The organism is Streptomyces sp. NPDC026206 (genome assembly GCF_040638465.1).
In the GTDB taxonomy this organism is placed as follows: domain Bacteria; phylum Actinomycetota; class Actinomycetes; order Streptomycetales; family Streptomycetaceae; genus Streptomyces.
This window is the reverse complement of record NZ_JBEZYL010000003.1, coordinates 1-21324: the sequence shown is the minus strand read 5'-3', so window position 1 is coordinate 21324 and position 21324 is coordinate 1. Positions and strand designations below refer to the sequence as shown.

The window sequence follows — 21324 nt, the reverse complement described above, 5'->3', positions numbered from 1 at the left end:
TTCTCTCTGCGAAACTTGAGCATCTGTCTTCGTGGTACCAGGAGGAGTTAGCTGTGCGAGTCAACGGTCGAGTAGCGCCAGAGGCCGAGCCGTTGACCTCGATCGAGATCTGCGCCGGCGCCGGCGGGCAGGCGGTCGGCCTGCACGATGCCGGTTTCCGGCACCTGGCACTCCTTGAGATCGACAAGCACGCTTGCCAGACGCTGCTGGACAATGTGGCGCAGCACCCCGACTGGACTGGTTGCCAGGTTGTGGAAGGTGACGTCGTCGACGTTGACCCCTTCAAGCACAAGCAGCTCGCAGGGTTCAAGCTTGAGCCTGGCGACCTAGATCTTCTCGCCGGTGGTGTGCCGTGCCCGCCGTTCTCAGTTGCGGGTCGCCAACTCGGTGAACACGACGAACGAGATCTGTTCCCCAGAATGCTTGAGCTTGCGGAGCAGCTTCGCCCCAAGGCCATCATGATTGAAAATGTCCGGGGCATTCTGGATGAGAAGTTCACCCCCTATCGCGAGAGAATCATCAAGCAGATTGCAGATATTGGCGCATCTGAAGGCGGAGGCTATGAACTCTGTGGCTGGGAACTGATTGAGGCGCGTTCTTACGGGGTTCCTCAGCTCCGCCCGCGGGCCATTCTTGTTATGATTGACAAGAAGTACATGCAGGACGTGAAATTTGAGTGGCCCACTGGTGACGAGAAAATTTTGACCGTCGCGGAAGCCCTCAAGGAAACCATGTGGGAGCGGTGCAAGCCGCACGGCGCTGAAGGCAAGGCCGTCTTCGATAAGTGGCTTGACAAGGCAACGCGTCGTGGCAGCGAGGCCCCCACGTTGGTGGGCGGCTCGAAGAAGCATGGGGGTGCCGACCTCGGCCCCAGCCGGGCGAAGGCTGCATGGGCGGCTCTGGGTGTTGATGCGATGGGCGTTGCTAACGACCCGGAAAAGTGCGTTCCTAGCCGGGACCTGTTCAGGGATAACGGCCCGATGCTCACTGTGGAACAGGCGGCAATCATTCAGGGGTTCCCGCGGCACTGGAAGTTCTCAGGGGGAAAAACCGCTCGCTACCGTCAGGTGGGCAATGCCTTCCCGCCGCCGGTTGCTGAGGCCGTAGGGAAGGCCATCGCGGCCGTCCTGCGCCCGGCAAGCGATTCTGGCGCCTCCCAGGAAACCGGTCACGGGCCGGTTGAGGCCAGCCTAGTCCCGGCTGCTCGACTGGGAACCGAGATCGGTACGACGGCTTTGGACCGTATTGACGATTTTGAGGGTGCAAGCGTCTGAGGGCTCGTGCTCCCAGAAGCGGAGCACTAGCCAGCCCGCAGCAGTGAGGCGCTCGTCCGTATCGCGGTCGCGCGCCATATTGCGGGCGACTTTGTCTGACCAGTAACCGGCGTTGATGCGGGGCGCCAGGTAGTGCTCTGGGCAGCCGTGCCAGTAGCAGCCGTCGATGAAGACGGCGACCTTCACCGGACGGAAGACGAGGTCTGCTGTCCGGCGGAGGTCCGGCAGAGGCCTCGCGTGTACGCGGTAGCGGAGGCCTTGGGCGTGCACGAGCCGCCGGATCAGCTGCTCCGGTTTCGTATCCCGGCTGCGGATCGCCTGCATGTTGCGGCGGCGGGCTGCTGAGGAGGCCCAGGAGCCTTCGGGGGCTGTCCACTCGGTGTCTTCGGGCACGGTTCAGAGGGTAGTGCGGAACAGGAGTGAAGCGGTCCGATAGGCGGCGCCGCTCACAGTGCTCAACGGTACTGCCCCTGCGGTGGCGGCCACCCCGCCCCCGTAGGCGCGGGGGGCGCTCCCCAGCCCTGTACCGGCACCCCCGTCGGGAAGGGCATCGGCGTTGCGAAGGGCTGCGGTACTGCCGCCGTGGCCTGGGCCAGGGCGGGCTGGGCCACGTCCTTTCGCTGCCACAAGTGGTGGAGCAGCTCCTGCTCCCGGGCGGTGAAGTCGGGGGCGGGGGTGCCGCGGTAGGCGCGGTGGCGGAGGAAGGCCAGGGAGGTGGCGAAGGATATGTACTCCGCCACCGTGCGGGCGGCGGTGGGGCCGCCGGTGCGGCGGGCCAGGTCGCGGGCTATGCCGCGGGCGCGCATCGAGGACAGGGCCAGGGGTTCGGGAGGGGTGAGCCAGCCAGCGGCCTGGTAGGCGGGGAGGTGGGCACGGATGGTGCGCAGCTCGTTCTGGCGGGACCAGATGGTGAGCCAGGTCAGGACACCGAAGACGGGGACCATGAAGAGGGCGTAGACGGCCAGGAAGCCGGCGCCCGGCAGGCTCGCCGAGCCGTTCCAGACGCCGTGCAGGAGCATCGCGGTCAGAAGGGCGAGTACGGGAATGAGCAGCCGCAGTACGCGGCGGCGCGCGGGAAGCGAGGCCGCGATGCCGAAACCCAGGCCCGTCATCGACGTGAAGAGCGGGTGCGCGAACGGCGACATCAGCACGCGGATGAAGAACGTCGCCGCCGTCGTCGACCGCAGGCCCGTGTAGCCGAAGCTCTGGTCGGACGCGAAGGCGTTGCCGAGGTAGAGGATGTTCTCCGTGAAGGCGAAGCCCGTTGCCGTGATGCCAGCGATCACCACGCCGTCGACGATGCCGTTGAAGTCGCGCCGTCGGAAGAGATAGAGCAGGAAGACGGCCGCGGCCTTGCCGCTCTCCTCCACGACCGGGGCGACGAAGGTCGCGCCCCACGTTGAGGCGTCGGCGCGCTGCGAGACGTCGATGGTGGTCATGAGCCACTTCGTGGCGTAGCCGTTGGCCAGCAGCGCGACGAGGGTGGCCGCGCAGGAGCCCCAGGCGAAGGCGAAGACCAGATTCCGCCAGGGCTTCGGCTCGACGCGGTCCATCCAGCGGAACGCGGCTATGAGCAGGGGCACAGGCAGCACGGCGAGCCCCAGGCCCACCAGGAAGCCCTCGGTGCCGGTCTGCTCGCGCACGAGCGCCAGGATGATCAGCCCACAGAGCGCGAGCAGCAGGAAGAGGCCGCCGACGCGGACGGCCCTGTTGTCCCAGAGGGTGTCCCACAGGGCCCGGCGCGGTTTGTAATGCCCGAACGTCGGCGAGAGCGGGTACTGCGGCTGCTCATAGGGCGGTGGCTGATGCACCCGACGACCCTAACCAAGGGGCGGAGTGGGCCGTGACCTTTTCCGCCGCTGCCGGTCGTCCTGTGCTGCGCCTGCCGGTCGTATGTGCCGCGGCGGCCGGTCGTCCTACGCCGCGCGGCGGCGGAACAGCAGGTCGTGCACGACGTGGCCCTTGTCCAAACCCTGGCCCTCGAACCGCGTCAGGGGGCGGAAGTCCGGGCGTGGGGCGTAGCCGCCGTCGGGCTGGGTGTTCTCGAAGTCCGGGCTGGCCGAGAGCACCTCCAGCATCTGCTCGGCGTACGGCTCCCAGTCCGTGGCGCAGTGCAGCAGGGCGCCGGGCGCGAGACGAGTCGCGGCGAGCGCCAGGAACTCCGGCTGGATCAGACGGCGCTTGAGGTGCCGCTTCTTCGGCCACGGGTCCGGGAAGTAGACGCGGAGGCCGGCGAGGGCGTCGGGGGCGAGCATCTCGCGGAGCAGGATGATCGCGTCGCCGTTCGCCACCCGGACGTTGGTCAGGCCGTTCTGCTCGGCGAGATTGAGCAGATTGCCCTGGCCGGGGGTGTGGACGTCGCAGGCCAGGATCCCCGTGCCGGGGTCGGCCGCGGCCATCTTCGCCGTGGCCTCGCCCATGCCGAAGCCGATCTCCAGGACGACGGGCAGCTCCGGATCGCCGAACAGCTCGCCGAGGTCCAGGCGGCTCAGGCCGTCGATGTCCAGGCCCCACTGGGGCCACAGGCGGCGCAGGGCGTCGCCCTGCCCGGTCGTGACCCGGCTGCGGCGCGGCTGGAACGAGCGGATGCGGCGCTCGTGGTGCGAGCCGGCCGGATCCGGTGCGGGGCCGTCGGGGAACATCGGCTCCCGCCGGTCGCGGGCACGGTCGCGGGCACGGGCGGGGGCCGGCACCGGCGCCGGGCCGGTGACGGGCGTGGTGGGGGCGTGATTCTCGGACACAGTTCCTCAAGTCTACGGGCGCCCGCCGGAAGCATCGGGCGGGAAATCTGCTCGGCCGATTGTGTGACATACGGGCGTGGTGGAACGGGCTGGTGGTCGCCGCCGCTCATACGATCTTCGTCGCCCGGCCCGCCAGGGCGGAGAACTCCTTCCCGTGCGACGGAAACCCTCATGCGCCTGAGCCCCAGCCCTCGCCCCAGCTCCCGCCCCAGCCCTCGCCCCAGCGCTCGTCCTCGCTGCCCTCGTTTCCTCACCCTCGCGCTGCGAGCGGCGGCACTGGCCACGGCCACCGCCGTACTGATCGCAGGCTGCTCCCCGGCTGCTCGCCTGTACGCCGGCGACGACGCCGCCCCACGGAAGCCGGACGCCCCCGCCGCCTGGCGCCTGGTCTGGGCCGATGAATTCCGCGGCCCCGCACAGCGCCGCCCCGACCGGAGCAAATGGGTCTTCGACCGGGGCGGGGAGCCCCAGTGGGGCAACCACGAGTGGCAGTACTACACCGACCGGCCGCGCAACGTCTCCCTCGACGGCCACGGCAACCTCGCCCTCACCGCCCGCCACGAGAAGGTGCGCGTGCGCGGCAAGTCCTGCACGTTCGGGCCCTGCGACATCACATCCGGGCGGATCAAGACCAAGGGAAGGTTCGCCCGGGCCTACGGGCGCTTCGAGGCGCGCATCAAGATCCCGCGGGGAAAGGGGCTGTGGCCCGCCTTCTGGATGCTCGGCGCGAACTCCGACAAGGTCACCTGGCCCGCCAACGGCGAGATCGACGTCATGGAGGCCCTCGGCAGGCAGCCCGGCATCGTGCACGGCGCCATCCATGGCCCCGGCTTCGTCGCGCAGGGCATCGAGACGCACACCGCCCTGCCCCGGGGCAGGAGCCTCTCCGACGGCTTCCACACGTACCGCGTCGACTGGATGCCGGGCAGGGTCACCTGGTACCTCGACGGCAAGCCCTATGGAACCGCCGACGCCGGGCAGCTGAAGCGCGGGCAGAAGTGGGTGTTCGACCACCCCCACTACCTTCTGCTCAACCTCGCCGTGGGCGGCGACTGGCCCGGCCCGCCCGACGCCTCCACCCCCTTCCCCGCGCGGATGCTGGTCGACTACGTGCGCGTGTACGCCCAGAAGCGCTGACCACGGCCCGGCCGGCCAGGGTGCGGACAGCCACGGCCCGGCCGGCCACGGCCCGGCCGGCCAGCGTGCGGCCAGCCAGGGTACGGACAGCCAGGGTGCGGATGGTCACGGTCCGGATGGCCGGGATGCGGATGGCCGCGGCCCGGATGGTTGCGGTCCGGCAGCCTCGGTCCCGGTGATCACGTCCAGCAGCCTGGGTCCCGGTGATCAAACGGCCCGCTCGGCCCCCGTCCGGCCCCCGTCCGTCCGGCCCCCGTCCGCCTCGGCCCCCGTCCGCCTCGGCCCCCGTCCGCCTCGGCCCCCGTCCGGCCCCGTCCGCTCGGCCCCCGTCCGTCCGGCTGATCGCGGATGCGCGGGGCGCGGGGCCCTACGAGCTCACGACAGCCCCGCCAGCACCCTGCGGGCCACCTCCCGGCCGATCGGCAGTGATGCGGTCGCCGCCGGTGAGGGCGCGTTGAGCACATGCACCATCCGCGGCGACTCCGCGAACAGGAAGTCGTCCACCAGCGTCCCGTCCCGCAGCACCGCCTGCGCACGCACCCCCGAGGGCGCCGGTATCAGGTCCTCCGCCCGCACCTCAGGCAACAGCCGCCGCACCGCCTCCGTGAACGCGCCCTTGGACAGCGAGCGCCGCACCTCACCCGCCCCGTACCGCCAGTGGCGCCGGGCTATCCGCCACGTGCCCGGGAACGCCACCGTGCGCGCCAGCTCACCCGGGCGTACGACCCCCCAGCCGTACCCCTCGCGGGCCAGCGCCGGAACCGCGTTCGGCCCCACGTGCACCCCGCCGTCGATGCCCCGGGTGAGGTGGACCCCCAAAAAAGGGAACGCCGGGTCCGGCACCGGATAGACCAGCCCGCGCACCAGCTCCGCACGATCGGCGGCCAGCTCGAAGTACTCCCCGCGGAAAGGGATGATCCGCATGCCCGGGTTATCACCGGCCAGTCTCGCCACCCGATCGCTGTGCAGCCCCGCGCAGTTGACCAGCGCCCTGCCCCGCAGCACCTCGCCCCGCGCCGTGCGCACCGCGACAGCCGCCCCCCGCCGCCCGATGGCCCGCACCTGCGCCCCGTACCGCACCGAGGCCCCGGCGTCCGCCGCCAGGCGGGCCAGCTGCGCCGCCACCGCGCCGAAGTCGCACACACCCGTCGTGCCGACGTGGATGGCGCCGACGCCCCGCACCTCCGGCTCGTACTCCGCTATCTGCGCCGGGCCCAGCTCCCGCACCGGGATGCCGTTCTCCCGGCCGCGCTGGACGAGGGCGTGCAGCCGCGGCAACTCCGCGCGGCCGGTAGCGACGATCAGCTTGCCGGTCACCTCATGCGGAAGCCCGTACTCGGCGCAGAACTTCACCATCTCCGCCGCGCCCCGCACCGCGAACCGCGCCTTGAGCGACCCCGGCCGGTAGTAGATCCCGCTGTGGATCACGCCGCTGTTGCGCCCGGTCTGGTGGCGTGCCGGGCCGTTCTCCTTCTCCAGCACGACGACGCGCGTACCCGGAGCTGCGCGCGTGAGGGCGTACGCCGTCGACAGGCCCACGATCCCGCCCCCGACCACCAGCACATCGCAGTCGTACGTCGTCATCACGTCACCTCCCCGCGCCCGCGCAGCCGCGACCCGCCCTCGGCGGACTCACCCTCAGCGCCTCACCCACGGATCCCATCATGGCCTGTGCCACTGACAACGTGACGCCTGACGAGATCACGCCTGATCAGCGCGATGGGACCGAGTGTTGGGACCGAGTGTTGGGACCGAATGATGGGACCGAATGATGGGACCGAGCGGTGGCCCGCTCACACAGGGGGCTCACGAAGATCGCTCACGCCGGAGCGACCAGTAGCGGCCGGGCCCGTTCGCGCAGCTCCACGACCCGGGGCTCGTCCCCGTACGGCTCCAGCCGGTGCAGCAGATCACGTACGTACTCGGTCGTACGGGCCGACGAGATCCGTCCCGCGACCTCCACCGCCCGTGTGCCCGCCGCGCATGCCGCGTCCAGGTTCCCCGACTCCAGCTCCGCCACCGCCGACACCACCAGCCGCAGGCCGTGCGAGCGTACGAACTCCTCCGTCGGGCGGGCCAGTGCCTGCTCCGTGAAGCGCTGTACTTGCCGTGGCATCCGCAGATCGCGATAGCACTCGGCGGCGTCGGCCGCGAACCGCTCGTGGCTGTAGAAGTCCAGCCAGGAGGGGTCGGCGTCGCCCGCGCGGGCCCGCTCCAGCCAGCCCTCGGCGGCCTTGAGCGCCGCACCGCAGGCCGGTGCGTCCCCCGCCTTCGCCTGGGCGCGGGCCTCGACCAGACGGAAGAAGCTCATCGTGCGGGCCGTCGCCAGGCCCCGGTTGCGCTCCAGCGCGGCCTGCGCCAGGTCCACGCCCTCGTCCGCGCAGCCGCGGTAGGTGGCCTGCAGGCTCATCGACGCGAGTACGTATCCGCCCAGGGGGACGTCCGCCGCCGCGCGGGCCAGCCGCAGGGCCTGGATGTAATAGCGTTGGGCGGCCTCCTGCTGGCCCGTGTCGAAGGCCATCCACCCCGCCAGCCGGGTGAGTTCGGCCGTCGCCCCGAACAGTGCGCGCCCCACCTCGTCGCTGTACGAACCCAGGAGCAGGGGCGCGGCGTCGACACGCAGGCACTCGGGGACCATGGACGAACGCCAGTCGCCGCCCCCGTACTTGGAGTCCCAGCGGCGGGCGTCGTCGGCGGCCTCCCGCAGCTTGGTCACATCGCTGTGGCCGACACGCTGCGGTAAGCCGCAGTCCGGAATGCCGCCGCTGACGCCGCCGTTGACACCGCCGTTGACGCTGCCGGTGGCGCCTCCGCAGCCGGCAACTCCGGCGCCGGAACCGGAACCGGTCCCGGAATCGGGCGAGCCCGGGGCGCCCCGGGCCACCTGGTGCGGTTCCCGCGCGACCGAGCTGTCAGCGGGAGTTATCAGCCAACGTGACGCCGGAGTGGAGTACGCGCTGACGGAGAAGGATCCGGCCAGACTCTGCCAGATGCCCCCACCCCCACGCCGACCGGCGAGATCCAGCCGGTACAGCTCCGCCGCGGACCGCACCGCCTGGCCGACATCGCGTGGAAAGGAGAGGCCCACCTCGGGCGCCGGATCGGCGTCCGCCAGCCCGATCTCGTGCAGGGGCACCGGGCGGCCCAGCTTGGCCGCTATGGCGGCCGCGATCAGATGCGGGGCCGCGCCCTGCGGGACCATGCCCTTGGACACCCACCGGGCGACCGAGGTCTTGTCGTAGCGAAGGGTCAATCCCCGCTGCGCACCGAGGTCGTTGACCCTGCGCGCGAGACCGGCGTTGCTGATCCCTGCGAGGGCGAGGACAGTGCCCAGCTTCTCGTTCGGCCCGCGTGGCTCCCTGGACATGCGCACCCCTCGACGACACGACGCCCGCCCCGGCATAGGCACGAGGCATTCGTAAACCCAGCGTAGTTCTCCGCATCCCGACCGTTAAGAGGCGTTGTCCCGGATGGCGAGATTCTGGTCCGTATGTGCGTGCATTGAGGGGCACGTGCTCCGGTTGAGTGTGGCCGTGCGCCCGCCGTGCGCTCTGTCCGCGCCAACATGGCGGCGGTTTCATGGAGGAGCGTGGGTCGGCCCGCTGTACTGGATCCAGTGGGCTGGGGGAAGCCGTCGCCTCATTCCCCGCGGGCGACGGAACGGTCCGGGAGGTGGCTCGCGCCTCCCGGACTGTGACATTGCGGGACGCGCGCGGCGCGTCCTTCAGTCGCTGCGACGCCTCCAATCCTCTCCCGCTCCTTCATAAGCGGACGCCCGCATTTTGGCCGGATCCGGCCGTAGGGTCCGGGCGAGGCCGGGGCCCCCGGGGGACGGCTCGCGGAACCGCGGCAAGTGCGCACGGTGTGCCCGGTGCGCCTGGTGCGCGGCGAGAGCCGGCCGGGAGGGAGCCCCGGAGGCGCCGCCGAGGTCCCGGATGAACCGTGACGAAACGCTACCCGCCGCGGTTGTAGGGTGAGTTGGCAGTGCCGAAGCCGCAATCAATGTGTTGCTCTTGTGATGTCGCAACCGTCGGCTCGCTGTGCATGATGACTGCTACCTATTGGTTGTCCACAGCCTGTGGAGGCGGCGATGCGCTGGTTGGTGGGGTGGAGCTGCACCGCCGCCGGGACCGGCCCCGGCACGCGGCCCGGCGGATCCGCCGCGACGGGCGGGGCGGGCGGGGCAGGTGGGGCGGGTGCTGCCGCCGGGACGGGTGCTACGGCCGGGACGGACGGGACGGGTGCCGGCGTGCAGGGAAACCCCACGGTTCGCCCTGTCGGCGCCCGGCTCCTGTGGGACGGCCCCGCACCCCTGTGGGCTGTCGGCGACTGGCGGCCCGACGAAGTACGCGTCATCCGGGCCGACCCCGACACCCACCTCGCCGTCCTCGGCCGCTGCGGCGCCGCCGACGACGCCCTGCACACCGGCCTCCTCGCGGCGCGCGGCGGCGCACTGCGGCACCTCACCGCGTGGCCGGGCAGCTACACCGCCGTCGCCCGGGTCGGCCGGCGCCTGACAGTCGCCGGGGACCTCGCCGGCGCCCGGCCCGTCTTCCACACGGCCTGGTCCGGCGGCACCGCCTACGCCACCGCCGCGCTGCCACTGGCCGACCTCGTCGAGGCCCAGCTCGACATCGGATACCTCGCCGCACTGCTCGCCTGCCCCGACTCCCCCGAAGCGCTCGCCGACAGCACCCCGTACAAGGGCGTCCAGCGCGTGCCGCCCGGCCACGCGCTGATCCTTCGCGACGGCGCACGCGACATCACCGGCTACGAACCCATGGCCTCGCTCGCCGTGGCCGCGCCCCAACTCGACGTGGCCCAGGCCGTCGACGGCGTACGGGGCGCCCTGGTCGAGGCGGTACGGACCCGGCTCGCCGCACCTCGCCACGTGACGGAGTACGCCTCCGCGGCGCCCGACCCCGGGCCCGTACCCGGCGGGGAGCCGCCCCGACGCCGCACCGCGCACGGCGGCGCACCCGCCCCGGGCGTCGGCGCGGACCTGTCCGGCGGGAGCGCCTCCGGCACGCTGTCGCTGCTTGCGGCCGGGCTGCCGGGCATGCCGGGCACGCCTTCCGGGCTCGGCACGGGCGCGGGCGAGCGGCTGCTCGCCGTCACCTTCAACGACCTGGCTGCCGGTGGCGGCCACGCCCGCGAATCCGAGCTCGAACGGGCCCGCGCGATCGCCGCGAACCCACGACTGCACCACGTCATCGTCGCGGCCGGCGCGGAGGCGCTGCCGTACGCTGACCTGGGCAGCGGACCGCTGACCGACGAACCCGGCCCCGCCATCGCCGCCGCCGCCCGGCACCGGCGGCGACTGGCGGCGGGCAGCGCCGACCACTTCGTCGGACACGGCGCCCGGCAGGTACTGGACGCCCACCCGGCCCGTCTCGCCGACCTGCTGATGGACCGTCGCCGCCGCTACCTGCTGCGGCCCGTCTCCGCGCTCGCGCGGGCGGACGGACCCTCGGCCCACTCGCTGTTCGTGCCGTTCACGGTCTACCGGGCGGCACGCCGGCTGGCCCGTACGACCTACCGGGAGGGCCTGGAGCAGACCGCGGCACGGCTGCTGGAGCCCGGCTTCTGCGCGGCGGAGGCCGGCCCCGTGGACGCCTCACTGGCGGCTCTCACCTGGTGCCGGCCCGGGCCCGCCGCGCGGTGGCTCACGGGCGAGGCGCTCGCCGAAGTATCGGTTCGCCTGCAGAGCGCGGCGGTCCGGCCGACGGGACTGCTGCGGCGCCCGGGCGAAGGACGCGCCGCCGCCGCGCTCAGCCGGCACGCGGCGAACCACCGCGTCTTCGAACAAGCAGCGGAAGTACGCGGCCAGCGCCTGCACGCCCCCTTTCTCGACAACCAGGTCGTACGCGCCTGCCGCGCCCTCCCCGAGACCCTTCGTGTCCAGCCGGGGGCGCGCGCATCGGTCCTGCGCGCCGTCCTGACCGGCTCGGGCATCCGCGACCTGCCACCCGGCTGGGGCGCGCCCTCCCACGCCTCGCACGCCGCCGAAGCACGCGCGGGGCTCAGGGCATCCATGAAGACGCTGATGGATCTCTTCGACGCCCCCCTCCTGGCGGACGCGGGCCTGATCGAGGCCGGCGTGGTGCGGGACGCCCTGCATGCCGCCGCCGGAGGAGCACCCCTTCCCCTGGACGGGCTCGCCGAGCTCGTCTCGACAGAGGTCTGGCTGCGCCGCCTCCTCGCCCGGCGCGGCACCTGCTGGACGGGCACGGCCGCACCACGGCAGCGGGCCGTCGCGGGAGGCGTGGCGGCGGCCTGGCCCAGCCTGTGACCCGCAGACGGTGACCGCTCGGCAGCGCGGTGGCGGGCGCGCGGCGACCGGTGACGCGGGCCCGTACGGGATTCAGCTGCGGCCCTCGCAGCTGATGTGGGCCATAGCCCAGTCGGCGACCGCCACGTGGTCGGCCGAGGACCGTGGTTCCACGGACAGGCGGAGCGACCTGTGGCCCGACAGGGACGCGTGAGCCGGGACCGCCGACCGGCCGCCGCGCACGAGACCGGAGCTCCACAGCCGGGTGCCGTCCCCGTAGACGGAGAACGTGACCGCACCGAGGCCGAGGGTCATGTCGTCCACGCCGACCACCGCGTCGAAGGACGTGCAGGAACGATTCAGGTCGATCGTCACCGACGAGGAGGCGTGGGCGCTGACGCCGTGACGGTACGCCGTGCCACCGACCCGCAGCCCGTACCGCTGCCACAGCCAGCTGCCCGCGCCCAGGCGTACCTCCGGCTCCTTGCCGCGGCCGATGACGCCGTACTCCAACTCGTTGACCTGGTAGACCGTCGACGGGCGGGGCGGGGGAGCGGGCTTGCGGGTCGCGGTGGGAAAGACAGGCGCCGGAGCCGGTACGGACGGGGAAGCGGCGGTGGGCCGGGCCGGGGTCGCGGACGACCCGGGCTCCGGCGACTGCGACGCGGGCGACGCACTCGGGCTCGGAGCCTGTTCCGGCGTCTGCTCCGGGGCCGCAGACTTCGCGAGCAGCGCGGGTAGCGCGCTCGGGGCCGGTGACGCGGTCAGGCGCGGCTCCGGCTTCGGCTTCGGGGCGGGTGCCGGTACGACCGGGGCCGCCGTGATCCGGGCAGCCCGCGGCTTTTCCGAGGGCGCGGGGGCCCCTGCCGCCAGGGCGTAGGCGATGACCGCTACCGCGGCGGCCAGAGCCCCTGCCGCGAGGCCGATCTTCGCCGACGCCGCCAGCCCCTCGCCCGCCACCGAAGCGGAACCCGAACCGGAACCGGAACCCGGACCGGAAGCCGCAGCGGAACCCGAGCCGGAGCCGGAGCCGGCCGAGCCGGAGTCAGCGCCGGGAGCCGAGCCGGAAGCCGCACCGGACGCGGAGGCGCCCCCCGAACCCCCACCAGCCGCGCCACCCGCGCCACCCGCGGTACCCACGGCCGCACCGGCACCCGCCGCCCCCGCCGCGAGCCCCGCCACGGCCTTGACCGACCACCCGGCGGCGAACCAGCCGATGACCGCGACCGGCAGCAGCGCCCGCAGCCGCTCGTTGACATCCGCGACCTCCAGCGCCGCAGTCCGGCACCGCGCGCAGTCCTCCAGATGCCTGCGCATCCCGCGCTCGGCCCGCGTACGCAGCCTGCCGCGCGCATAGGCGCCCAGCCGGTCCGCGTACTGCGCGCAGTCCCCGCCGGACGTCAGCGAGGTGCTCACATGGGCCTGCAGGTAGGCCTGCTTCAGGCCCTCACGGGCCCGGTGCGCCAGCACCGCCGTGGCATTGGCGCTCAGCCCGAGCAGCGGAGCGACCTCGCTCGGCGACTCCTCCTCCACCGTCGTGTGCCACAGAACCGTCTGCCACCGCTCGGGCAGGCTGCGGAACGCCTGCACGGCCAGCGACTCCTCGGCCTCCTGCATCGCCCGTACGTCCGCGCCCAGACCGAGCGTGTCGTCGTCGGCTGCCGCGGACGGGGCGGCAGCGGAGGTGGCGAAGACCGCGAAGTCCTCGACCAGCTGCTCCCGCTTGGCCGTCTTCCCCCAGGCCGCAGCGACCCGCCGCACGGTGGTCAGGAGATACGCCCGCACGGCCGAGTCCGGCCCCGCACCACGGCGCACCGCCTGCAGAGTGCTGGTGAAGACCTCGTTGGTCAGGTCATCGGCGGTGTGGTCGTCACGGCAACAGCTACGGGCGTACCGGCGGACCGCGTCGGCGTGCCGCCGGTACAGCTCCTCATAAGCGTCACTGCTCTCGCCCCCGCGCAGCCGCGTGACCAGCTCGAGGTCGGACGGTGGTACGTCCGCGTCGTCCTGCACACCGGCATCATCGGTCGCCTCACCCACACCGGTACAGGGGTCGGAACCGGCGGGCTCACGGGACGTGCCCGACCCGGCGCCCAGCCACCCGCCCTCCCGCTGCTGCGGCACCCCGGAGTCGAAGGCGCCGCTCCACAGCTCCAGCGGATCCGAATCGAAGGAAGACACAGCAGAAGAGCCGGCAGAAGAACCGCCGGACGAACTGCCGGACGAACCGCCCGACGAACCGCCCGACGAGCCGCCCGTGTCCCCCGCCGCAGCCCCGGCCGGTGCACCGGCTCCAGCCGATGAGCCAGCCGATGAGCCAGCCGAAGAGCCGGAGGGAAGACCGGGTGGTCCTCCCTGGCCGGGCACCTTGTGCAGCGGCGGAGCTTCGTCCGCCTCATCGCTCCCGCGCGGTTCTTGCCGCCCGTCAACACCCATAGCGCAGGCTCCCCGTACACGCCGGCACACTCGAATAGCGGCCAGCGTTGCACACGGGAACGCGCCAGGTTCGCTTCGCGAACCGCAACCACTCGTCCGGGTTCCGTTCGCAAGCCGGAGCACGGGTGGTCACCTGAACGGATGAGACTTGCCGAAGCCCGCCCCCTTCCGGGTAAGGCGAAGAGGAAAGCCCTCCGGGCGCCTAAGGCTCGATCGGACGCGAGCGGAGGCCTTCCAGCAGGATGTCCAGCAGCCGAGAGGAAGCCGCCGCCTGCTGCGCCGCGTCCGGCAGCGACGGCGCCGCCGTCGCTATCACCAGCAGCACATCCGCGACCGTCACATCCGCGCGCAGCTCACCCGCCGACCGTGCCCGCTCCACCAGCCGGCCCACGACCTCCAGCAGCGCCGCCGCACTCGCGTCGTCCCGCTCGTCGACCGCCGTCGGCCGCTGCTCGACGAGCCGCAGCTCGTGCAGCTGCCCCCCGGCGATCCCCGGCTGCCGCTGCTGCGGCACCCGCGCCCTGTCCGGCACCTGGGCCTGGACCCGGTGTTCCTCCGACTCGACCTCGACCCCGACCCGCAGCACCTGCGGCGGCAGCAGCCTGCCCGCGCCGGACGCCACCGACGTACGCAGGAACCGGGACAGCGCCGACCACGGCTCGTCCTCCTGTCCCAGTGCCGTCCGCGCCTGCTCGGTCAGCCGTGCCGTCTCCTCCTCGGCTATGCGCCGGACCAGCACGTCCTTGCTGGGGAAGCGGCGGTATACCGTCCCCACACCGACCCGGGCCCGGCGCGCCACGTCCTCCATCGGCGCCCCGTACCCCAGCTCGCCGAAGACTTCGCGAGCCGCCCGCAGCACATGTTCCAGATTGCGCTGAGCATCCACGCGCAACGGCGTATTACGGCCACCAGTGCCGTCAGCCGTCGTCGCAACAGCGGCAGACCAATGAGAGCTCTGAATGTGCATACGTTCCCCCGGTTATGACGTCTCCCCCCGGAGACTCCCCGCCCTGACTGCCGGAGCGCGTCTCGACACCCCGACGGAGTACGAACATAGTTGAGCCCAGGTCAAGAAAGAAGGGGGTAGCTCCGCACAGGCCGCCCCCGATTGGAGTACAGGCCTGATCCCCCCTGATTCTGCACCACCGCACTACCCCACCGCATCCCCCCTGACCTGCGGACCTTCCCTCCGGAACGGCACCGCCGACTCGGACGGATCAGCTCCGCGGCCGGTCATACATTTCGCTCGGCCTGTGGACAAACCATTGATGGCGATGCGTCATGGGAAGGAGCTGTGCCACAACGCGAGGACGATGCGCGGACAACAGCGAGGAGGAAGGGGCTTTGGTGAACCGACCGGCGCGGGAAGGGCAGGAGGAACGCAAGGCGCGGGAGGATCGCAAGGAACGGGAGGATCGCGAGGAACCACCGGGCCGTGAAGAACGGCCGGTCCACGATGAACAGCAGGGCCGCGAGGAAGAACCGGGCCGCGAGGAAGAACCGGGCCATGAAGAACGACCGGGCCACGGAGAAGAACCGGGCCATGGAGAAGAACCGGGCCGCGAGGAACGGCAGGGGCCGGAGGCCAATGCCGTTGCCGCGAAGGCCCCCGCGCGCATCCTGATCGTCGGCGGAGGCTACGTCGGGATGTACACCGCCCTGCACCTCCAGCGGAAGCTCAGGCGTGGCGAAGCCGAGATCCTGGTCATCGCCCCCGAGCCCTACATGACCTACCAACCCTTCCTCCCCGAGGCCGCCGCGGGCTCCATCTCCCCACGGCACGTCGTGGTCCCGCTGCGCCGCGCCCTGAACGAGTGTCAGGTCGTCACCGGCGAGGCGACCGCGATCGATCACGCCAAACGCATCGCTATGGTCAAGACCCTCGCCACCGAGGAAGAGGGCACGGGCCCCATCGAGGTCCACTACGACCAACTGGTCCTCGCCCCCGGCTCCGTCTCCCGTGCCCTTCCCATCCCCGGCCTCGCCGACTACGGCATCGGCTTCAAGACGGTCGAGGAGGCCATCGGCCTGCGCAACCACGTCCTGGAACAGATGGACATCGCCTCCTCCACCCGCGACCCGGAAGTCCGCGACGCCGCCCTCACCTTCGTCTTTGTCGGTGGCGGCTACGCGGGCGTCGAGGCGCTCGCCGAACTGGAGGACATGGCCCGCTACGCCTCCCGGTACTACCACAACATCGAACCCGAAGATCTGAAATTCATTCTGGTCGAAGCCACCGGCCGCATCCTCCCCGAAGTGGGCGAGGAAATGGGCCAGTACGCGATCCGTGAACTGCGCGGCCGCAATATCGACGTACGCCTCGACACGCGCCTGGACTCCTGCGAGAACCGCATCGCCGTGCTCAGCGACGGCTCACGCTTCCCCACCCGGACGCTCGTCTGGACCGCCGGCGTCAAACCCCACCCCGTCCTGGCCGCCACCGACCTGCCGCTCAACGAGCGCGGCCGGCTCAAGTGCACGGCGGCCCTGCAAGTGGAAGGCGTCGGGCACGCGTGGGCGGCGGGGGACGCGGCCGCCGTCCCGGACGTGACCGCCGACGAACCCGGCAAGGAATGCGCGCCCAACGCCCAGCACGCCGTGCGCCAGGCCAAGGTCCTCGCCCGGAACATTCTCGCCTCCCTGCGCGGCGACAGCCTCCAGGACTACCGGCACAAGTACGTCGGCTCCGTCGCCTCACTCGGCCTCCACAAGGGCGTCGCGCACGTGTACGGCAAGAAGCTCAAGGGCTACCCCGCATGGTTCATGCACCGCGCCTACCACCTCAGCAGGGTGCCCACCTTCAACCGCAAGGCACGCGTCCTCGCCGAATGGACCCTCGCCGGCCTGTTCAAACGCGAGATCGTCTCGCTCGGCTCGCTGGAAAACCCCCGGGCCGAATTCGAACTCGCCGCCGGTACAGGACGTCACCCGGAAGCCAGTTGAGGCAGGTCGCAGGCCTGTGCCGGAGCCCGGGACACCCTCATGGGACACGGCGTCTGACGGATGTCAGTCCGGTCGGCCACACTGGTCGTGTGACCATGAGTGGGCTGGCATCCGCGAAGAGTAACAATCATGAGGATTCGGACGTTTGCTGCATTCTCCCGGGGGCCGGCCCCCACACCGCCAACCGCACCCCCCAGCCGGGCACGCGGCTCAGCCACCCCACATCGCCGAGCTGATCCGGAACGACTCCGCGAGGTAATCCTCAGTGAACTTCACCCGCTGGAGCGCCCGGCTCCCCGGCACACAGCGCCGAGCCGCGGCGCGCGCCGACCGCACTGCCCCCCCACCCCCACCCCGGCCCGCGGCCACCGCAGCGGGTACCGGCTCCAACGCCGGCATCGGTTCCGTCCCCGCCGCACGCGCCGGGAGCGCCCCGCCCCCGGAGACGGTGCCCGCTCCCGTCCCCAGCCTCGACGGGCTCTCCGTCCACGACGTCCTCGGCACGGTCCCCGCCCTCTCAGCCGTCGTCTACGGGCCTGACCACCGCATCGCCTACGTCAACGACGCCTACGCCGACCTCTTCGGCCCCCGCCCGCCCGGCGTCCCCGCCCGTGACGCCCTGCCCGAGCTGGAAGCACTCGGCCTGCTGCCCCTGATGGACCAGGTCCTGCGCAGCGGCAAGCCCCGCACGGTCAAATCCCGCCGCGTCCCCGTCCCCCCGGCCGACAGGGACCGCCACGGCTACTACACCTTCACCTGCTCCCCGATCGAGGTCGGAGAGGGCACGGGCGCCCAGCGCGGCGTCCTCGTCTTCGCCGCCGACGTCACCGACCAGGTGGAAGCGGCAGAACGACTACGCGCCAGCGAGCGCCGCCAGCGCGAAGCCGCCGTCACCCTCCAGCGCAGCCTGCTCCCCCAGGAGCTCGAACAACCCGACGACCTGCGCGTCGCCGCCACCTACCAGCCGGGAGGCAAGGACACCGCCGTAGGCGGTGACTGGTACGACGTCATCACCCTCGGCGCCGGCCGCACAGCCCTCGTCATCGGCGACGTCATGGGCCGCGGAGTACGCGCCGCCGCCGTCATGGGCCAGCTGCGCACGGCCGTACGGGCCTACGCCCGCCTCGACCTGCCACCCCACGAAGTCCTGCAGCTCCTCGACGGCCTCGCCGCCGAGATCGACGCAACCCAGATCGCCACCTGCGTCTACGCCGTCCACGACCCCAACGAAGGCCGCCTCGTCTACGCCTCGGCCGGCCACCTGCCCATCCTCGTCCGCGACCCCGACGGCACCGTCCGCCGCGCCGCCGAACCCACCGGTCCCCCGCTCGGCACCGGCGGCTGGCTGCACACTTCCGGCACCATGCCGCTCGGCCCCGGCTCCTGTGCCGTCCTCTATACAGACGGCCTCGTCGAGCGGCGCGACGAAGACATCGACGAAGGCATCGCCGCCCTCGAGCGGGCCTTCGCCGGCGCGACCGGCTCCCCCCAGGTCATGTGCGACCGCCTCATCCGAGCCCTCGGAGTCACCCAGGAACACGACGACGACGTCGCCCTCCTCGTACTCCAGCACCCTGCCCGCACCGGGCACGACGCCGAGCTCTTCCACAACGCCGCATTGGAGCTCCTCGGCGGAGTCGAGGCCGCACCCCGCGCCCGTGCCTTCGCCACGGGCGTCCTCGCCAGCTGGCGCTTCCCCACCGACCTCCGCGACCTGGGCGTCCTGGCCACGAGCGAGCTCGTGGCCAACTCCCTGCAGCACGGCACACCCCCCATGCGCCTGCGCCTGCGCCGCACCGACCGGCGCCTGATCATCGAGGTCACCGACGGCGACGACCACCTGCCGCGCCGCCGCCGCGCCGAGCCCGTCGACGAGGCCGGCCGCGGCATCTCGATCATCGCCACCATCGCCTCGTCCTGGGGTTCACGCCGCACGCCGGGCGGCGGCAAGGCGGTGTGGTGCGAATTCGCCCTGCCCGCCGTGCACGGCTGACAGCCGAGCACAGACGGAAAGAAACGGAAGGGGCCCGGGGCGGAAGCTGTCGCTTCCGCCCCGGGCCCCTCCTTCACGAAACTCACGCCGCTACGGGCACTCGCTCGGTGAGTTCGGTGAGTTCTGTGAGCTCAGTGACCGCGGCAGCCTCGCCACTCACCTCGGCGGCAGCACGCTCGGCAGCACCGGCACGCCTGGCATGGGCGACGAACGGACTGTCCTGCGCCGACGTGAGCCGACGACCCAGCCGCAGCGCCAGGACGGATATGCCGAGCGAGCAGACGACCAGTAGGAAGATGTACGTCACGTACATCCCCGCACCCGCCATCAAACCGCCCGCGGCCGGCCCCACGGCCAGCGCCAGCTGCTTCACCAGGGCGAAGGCCGAGTTGTACTGACCCACCAGCCGCGCCGGCGCCAGATCCGCCACCAGCGGAGCCATCGTCGGCGAGAGCATCGACTCACCGATGCCGAAGAGCGCGTACGTGGAGATGAGCAACGCAGTCGCCAGACCGTGCGCCCCCGGCACCAGGCCCGACACTCCGGCCGCGATCCACGCCACGCTCCAGATCAGCCCCACCAGCGCGATGACCCGGCTCCGCCGACGCCGCTCGACCAGCTTCAGGACGACGAACTGGGCGAGAACGATCGCCGCGGTGTTCGCCGCGAGAGCGATCCCGAGCATCGCCGGCGAAATCCGGGTGACCTCGACGGCGAACGCCGCGAGACCCGACTCGAACTGTCCGTAGCAGGCGAAGAACATCACGAAGCCGAGCACGCACAGCTGCACCATGGCCCGGTCGCCGAGGAGCGTCCGCCACCCGCGAGCAGCCGAGGGATCGGTCGGCACCGCGTCCTCGACCTTGGGCGAACGCGGCAGCCGAACGGTCGCCACCGCCGCACCGAGCACCAGGAACATCACCGACTCGATCGCGAAGAGCCGCACAAAGCTCGACGGGTCCGAGGTGTCCACGAGCTGGCCGCCCAGCAGACCACCGACACCCAGACCCAGGTTGTTCAGGAAGAACTGCATCGCGAAGGCACGCGAGCGGGTGGTCGGCGTCGAACACCACACGATCATCGTCGCGAGCGACGGCTGGACGACCGCTATACCGGCACCCAGCGCAGCCGCGGCGGCGACGACCAGTGACTCGCTGCCCGCGAGCCCCATCCCCAGCGAACCGATGGCGGCAGAGACCGTACCGGCGACGGCAACAGGCAGCGGACCCCGCCGGTCGATGAACCGGCCGACGAAAGGCAGCACGACAAGCGCGGCCACGGCAAACGTCGCCAGCACGATCCCCGCCGTGCTCGCGCCAAGACCCCGCACCTGAGACACATAGATGAACAGGAACGGAACCGTGAAGCCGTTGCCGAACGCGCTCAACGCGTTGCCCAACTGGATCCGGCGCAGTGCTGCGCCCATCGCGGTGGTCACACTCACCCCTCGAACTGAAGACTTCGAACCTAAACTTTGAAGCTAAAGAGTACATGCCGAAGGGCTTTAGCGCGAATGGGTTTCTGTCATACTGCCGCTCATGGCTGACACCCCCGAGCCGGCCGAGCCGAGCCTCGACGAGCAGATCGCCGCCTACCAGCGCGAATTCCAGGGCCTGGACCCCCAGGTCGAGCGCGTGGTCTCGGCCCTCAGCCGCCTCAACCGACGCATGAACGTCGCGTACGGGCGACAGACAGCCGAGCTCGGCATCAGCAACGCCGAGTGGGAGGTCCTCAAGGCCCTCGTCCTGGCCGGCCACCCCTACCGCCTGGGCCCCGGCGACCTCGCCAAGCGCCTCGGCCTCACCCCGGCCGCCATGACGCACCGCATCGACCGCATGGTCACGGAGGGCCTCGTCACCCGGGAACGGGACGAGACCAACCGCGTGCGCGTCATCGTCGGCATTACGGAGGAGGGGCGCGGCAAGTGGCTGGAGGGGCTGCGCATGGCCACGGTCTTCGAGGAGGAGCTCCTTCAGGACCTCTCCGGTGAGGAGAGGGGACAGCTCGGCGCGATGCTGACCCGCCTGCTCCGCCGCGTGGAGGAGGCCCAGCCGGACGCCGGCGGACGCCTCAGCGACCTCGACTGAGAGGCCGACAGGGGCCGGGCCGCCCCGGGTTGACACGTGTCTGCCGCATCCGTAGTGTTCTCCGAGTTGTCACGGGGCCGTACGGCTTCCACGACAGCCACTCACGCCGCACCGGCGGCACCCATTACTGCACGGTCCCTGAACGGGAAGTATTTCGGCATGCCGGAATACGGAACGGAACGGACTCGGGACTCCGATTAGGAGCCGCGGGGAAAATCCGCTAAAGTAGTGATCACGCCGGAAGGCGCGAAACAAACCCCGCTCCGACAGGGGGCCGGAAACGAAATCCGAACCGACTGCTTCTTTTGGAAGCGGGGGGAACGGAAAACGGATCTGGTAAGGTTGGAAACACGAAATACCGAAGGGAAGCGCCCGGAGGAAAGCCCGAGAGGGTGAGTACAAAGGAAGCGTCCGTTCCTTGAGAACTCAACAGCGTGCCAAA

15 protein-coding genes are annotated in these 21324 nt (G+C 71.4%); 6 read left to right on the top strand and 9 right to left on the bottom strand.

Translation table 11 applies throughout. From position 1 onward, the window contains the following. The first annotated feature begins 53 nt into the window (after positions 1-53). Positions 54-1274: a DNA cytosine methyltransferase gene (locus AB0F13_RS06390; RefSeq protein ID WP_362076130.1), complete on the top strand. Its 1221-nt coding sequence runs from the start codon at positions 54-56 to the stop codon at positions 1272-1274. Here the strand turns inward: AB0F13_RS06390 and AB0F13_RS06385 are convergent. The 3 genes from AB0F13_RS06385 to trmB form a co-directional block, all read right to left on the bottom strand. Then, on the bottom strand, positions 1191-1667 hold the full coding sequence (locus tag AB0F13_RS06385) for a very short patch repair endonuclease (protein WP_362076127.1): 477 nt from the start codon (positions 1665-1667) through the stop codon (positions 1191-1193). The two genes, AB0F13_RS06390 and AB0F13_RS06385, sit on opposite strands and share 84 nt — an antisense overlap. Positions 1668-1729: 62 nt before the next feature. Next, positions 1730-3085, bottom strand: a complete 1356-nt coding sequence (locus AB0F13_RS06380; RefSeq protein WP_362076124.1) for a PrsW family glutamic-type intramembrane protease — start codon at positions 3083-3085, stop codon at positions 1730-1732. Positions 3086-3190: 105 nt separating this feature from the next. Then, complete coding sequence (gene trmB / locus AB0F13_RS06375) at positions 3191-3967, bottom strand: tRNA (guanosine(46)-N7)-methyltransferase TrmB (RefSeq protein WP_362077149.1); 777 nt, start codon at positions 3965-3967, stop codon at positions 3191-3193. Between the two features lie 219 nt (positions 3968-4186). On the opposite strand from trmB, the gene AB0F13_RS06370 reads away from it, so the two are divergent. Then, positions 4187-5152, top strand: a complete 966-nt coding sequence (locus tag AB0F13_RS06370; protein WP_362076121.1) for a glycoside hydrolase family 16 protein — start codon at positions 4187-4189, stop codon at positions 5150-5152. A 375-nt stretch (positions 5153-5527) separates the two neighbouring features. Here AB0F13_RS06370 and lhgO read toward each other — a convergent pair whose 3' ends face one another. Together lhgO and AB0F13_RS06360 are read right to left on the bottom strand one after the other, a co-directional pair. Then, positions 5528-6736 carry an L-2-hydroxyglutarate oxidase gene (gene lhgO / locus AB0F13_RS06365; RefSeq protein WP_362076118.1) on the bottom strand — a complete coding sequence of 403 codons (1209 nt, stop codon included), beginning with the start codon at positions 6734-6736 and terminating at the stop codon, positions 5528-5530. Between the two features lie 235 nt (positions 6737-6971). Continuing rightward, complete coding sequence (locus tag AB0F13_RS06360; protein ID WP_362076116.1) at positions 6972-8519, bottom strand: MFS transporter; 1548 nt, start codon at positions 8517-8519, stop codon at positions 6972-6974. 723 nt (positions 8520-9242) lie between these two features. Between AB0F13_RS06360 and AB0F13_RS06355 the strand changes: the two genes are divergently transcribed. Next, positions 9243-11444 (top strand): asparagine synthase-related protein, encoded by a 2202-nt coding sequence (locus AB0F13_RS06355; protein WP_362076113.1) that lies wholly within the window; start codon positions 9243-9245, stop codon positions 11442-11444. Positions 11445-11516: 72 nt separating this feature from the next. On the opposite strand, the gene AB0F13_RS06350 is transcribed toward AB0F13_RS06355, so the two are convergent. The 3 genes from AB0F13_RS06350 to AB0F13_RS06340 all read right to left on the bottom strand — a co-directional run bounded on the left by AB0F13_RS06350 (position 11517) and on the right by AB0F13_RS06340 (position 15596). Then, positions 11517-13859, bottom strand: a complete 2343-nt coding sequence (locus AB0F13_RS06350) for a sigma-70 family RNA polymerase sigma factor (RefSeq protein ID WP_362076110.1) — start codon at positions 13857-13859, stop codon at positions 11517-11519. A gap of 202 nt (positions 13860-14061) precedes the next feature. After that, positions 14062-14826 carry a helix-turn-helix domain-containing protein gene (locus tag AB0F13_RS06345; protein ID WP_362076107.1) on the bottom strand — a complete coding sequence of 255 codons (765 nt, stop codon included), beginning with the start codon at positions 14824-14826 and terminating at the stop codon, positions 14062-14064. Between the two features lie 266 nt (positions 14827-15092). Continuing rightward, complete coding sequence (locus tag AB0F13_RS06340; protein ID WP_362077232.1) at positions 15093-15596, bottom strand: hypothetical protein; 504 nt, start codon at positions 15594-15596, stop codon at positions 15093-15095. Here AB0F13_RS06340 and AB0F13_RS06335 point away from each other — a divergent pair. Continuing rightward, positions 15507-16802 (top strand): NAD(P)/FAD-dependent oxidoreductase, encoded by a 1296-nt coding sequence (locus AB0F13_RS06335; RefSeq protein WP_362076104.1) that lies wholly within the window; start codon positions 15507-15509, stop codon positions 16800-16802. The genes AB0F13_RS06340 and AB0F13_RS06335 overlap by 90 nt on opposite strands. 265 nt (positions 16803-17067) lie before the next feature. Beyond that, the gene (locus tag AB0F13_RS06330) at positions 17068-18795 is read left to right on the top strand and encodes a SpoIIE family protein phosphatase (protein WP_362076101.1); all 1728 of its coding nucleotides are present in this window, start codon (positions 17068-17070) and stop codon (positions 18793-18795) included. A gap of 82 nt (positions 18796-18877) precedes the next feature. Here the strand turns inward: AB0F13_RS06330 and AB0F13_RS06325 are convergent, their stop codons facing one another. Next, entirely contained in the window at positions 18878-20233 is a 1356-nt protein-coding gene (locus AB0F13_RS06325; protein WP_362076098.1) for an MFS transporter, read from the bottom strand. A gap of 100 nt (positions 20234-20333) precedes the next feature. Here AB0F13_RS06325 and AB0F13_RS06320 point away from each other — a divergent pair, with 100 nt between their 5' ends. Next, the gene (locus AB0F13_RS06320; protein WP_362076095.1) at positions 20334-20882 is read left to right on the top strand and encodes a MarR family transcriptional regulator; all 549 of its coding nucleotides are present in this window, start codon (positions 20334-20336) and stop codon (positions 20880-20882) included. Positions 20883-21324 lie beyond the last annotated feature (442 nt).

Bases quoted from the DNA above. Each gene is read 5' to 3' on its own strand.
- AB0F13_RS06370 (WP_362076121.1), top strand. From the start codon at position 4,187: ATGCGCCTGAGCCCCAGCCCTCGCCCCAGCTCCCGCCCCAGCCCTCGC.
- lhgO (WP_362076118.1), bottom strand. From the start codon at position 6,736: ATGACGACGTACGACTGCGATGTGCTGGTGGTCGGGGGCGGGATCGTG.
- AB0F13_RS06360 (WP_362076116.1), bottom strand. From the start codon at position 8,519: ATGTCCAGGGAGCCACGCGGGCCGAACGAGAAGCTGGGCACTGTCCTC.
- AB0F13_RS06355 (WP_362076113.1), top strand. From the start codon at position 9,243: ATGCGCTGGTTGGTGGGGTGGAGCTGCACCGCCGCCGGGACCGGCCCC.
- AB0F13_RS06350 (WP_362076110.1), bottom strand. From the start codon at position 13,859: ATGGGTGTTGACGGGCGGCAAGAACCGCGCGGGAGCGATGAGGCGGAC.
- AB0F13_RS06345 (WP_362076107.1), bottom strand. From the start codon at position 14,826: ATGCACATTCAGAGCTCTCATTGGTCTGCCGCTGTTGCGACGACGGCT.
- AB0F13_RS06335 (WP_362076104.1), top strand. From the start codon at position 15,507: ATGTACACCGCCCTGCACCTCCAGCGGAAGCTCAGGCGTGGCGAAGCC.
- AB0F13_RS06320 (WP_362076095.1), top strand. From the start codon at position 20,334: ATGGCTGACACCCCCGAGCCGGCCGAGCCGAGCCTCGACGAGCAGATC.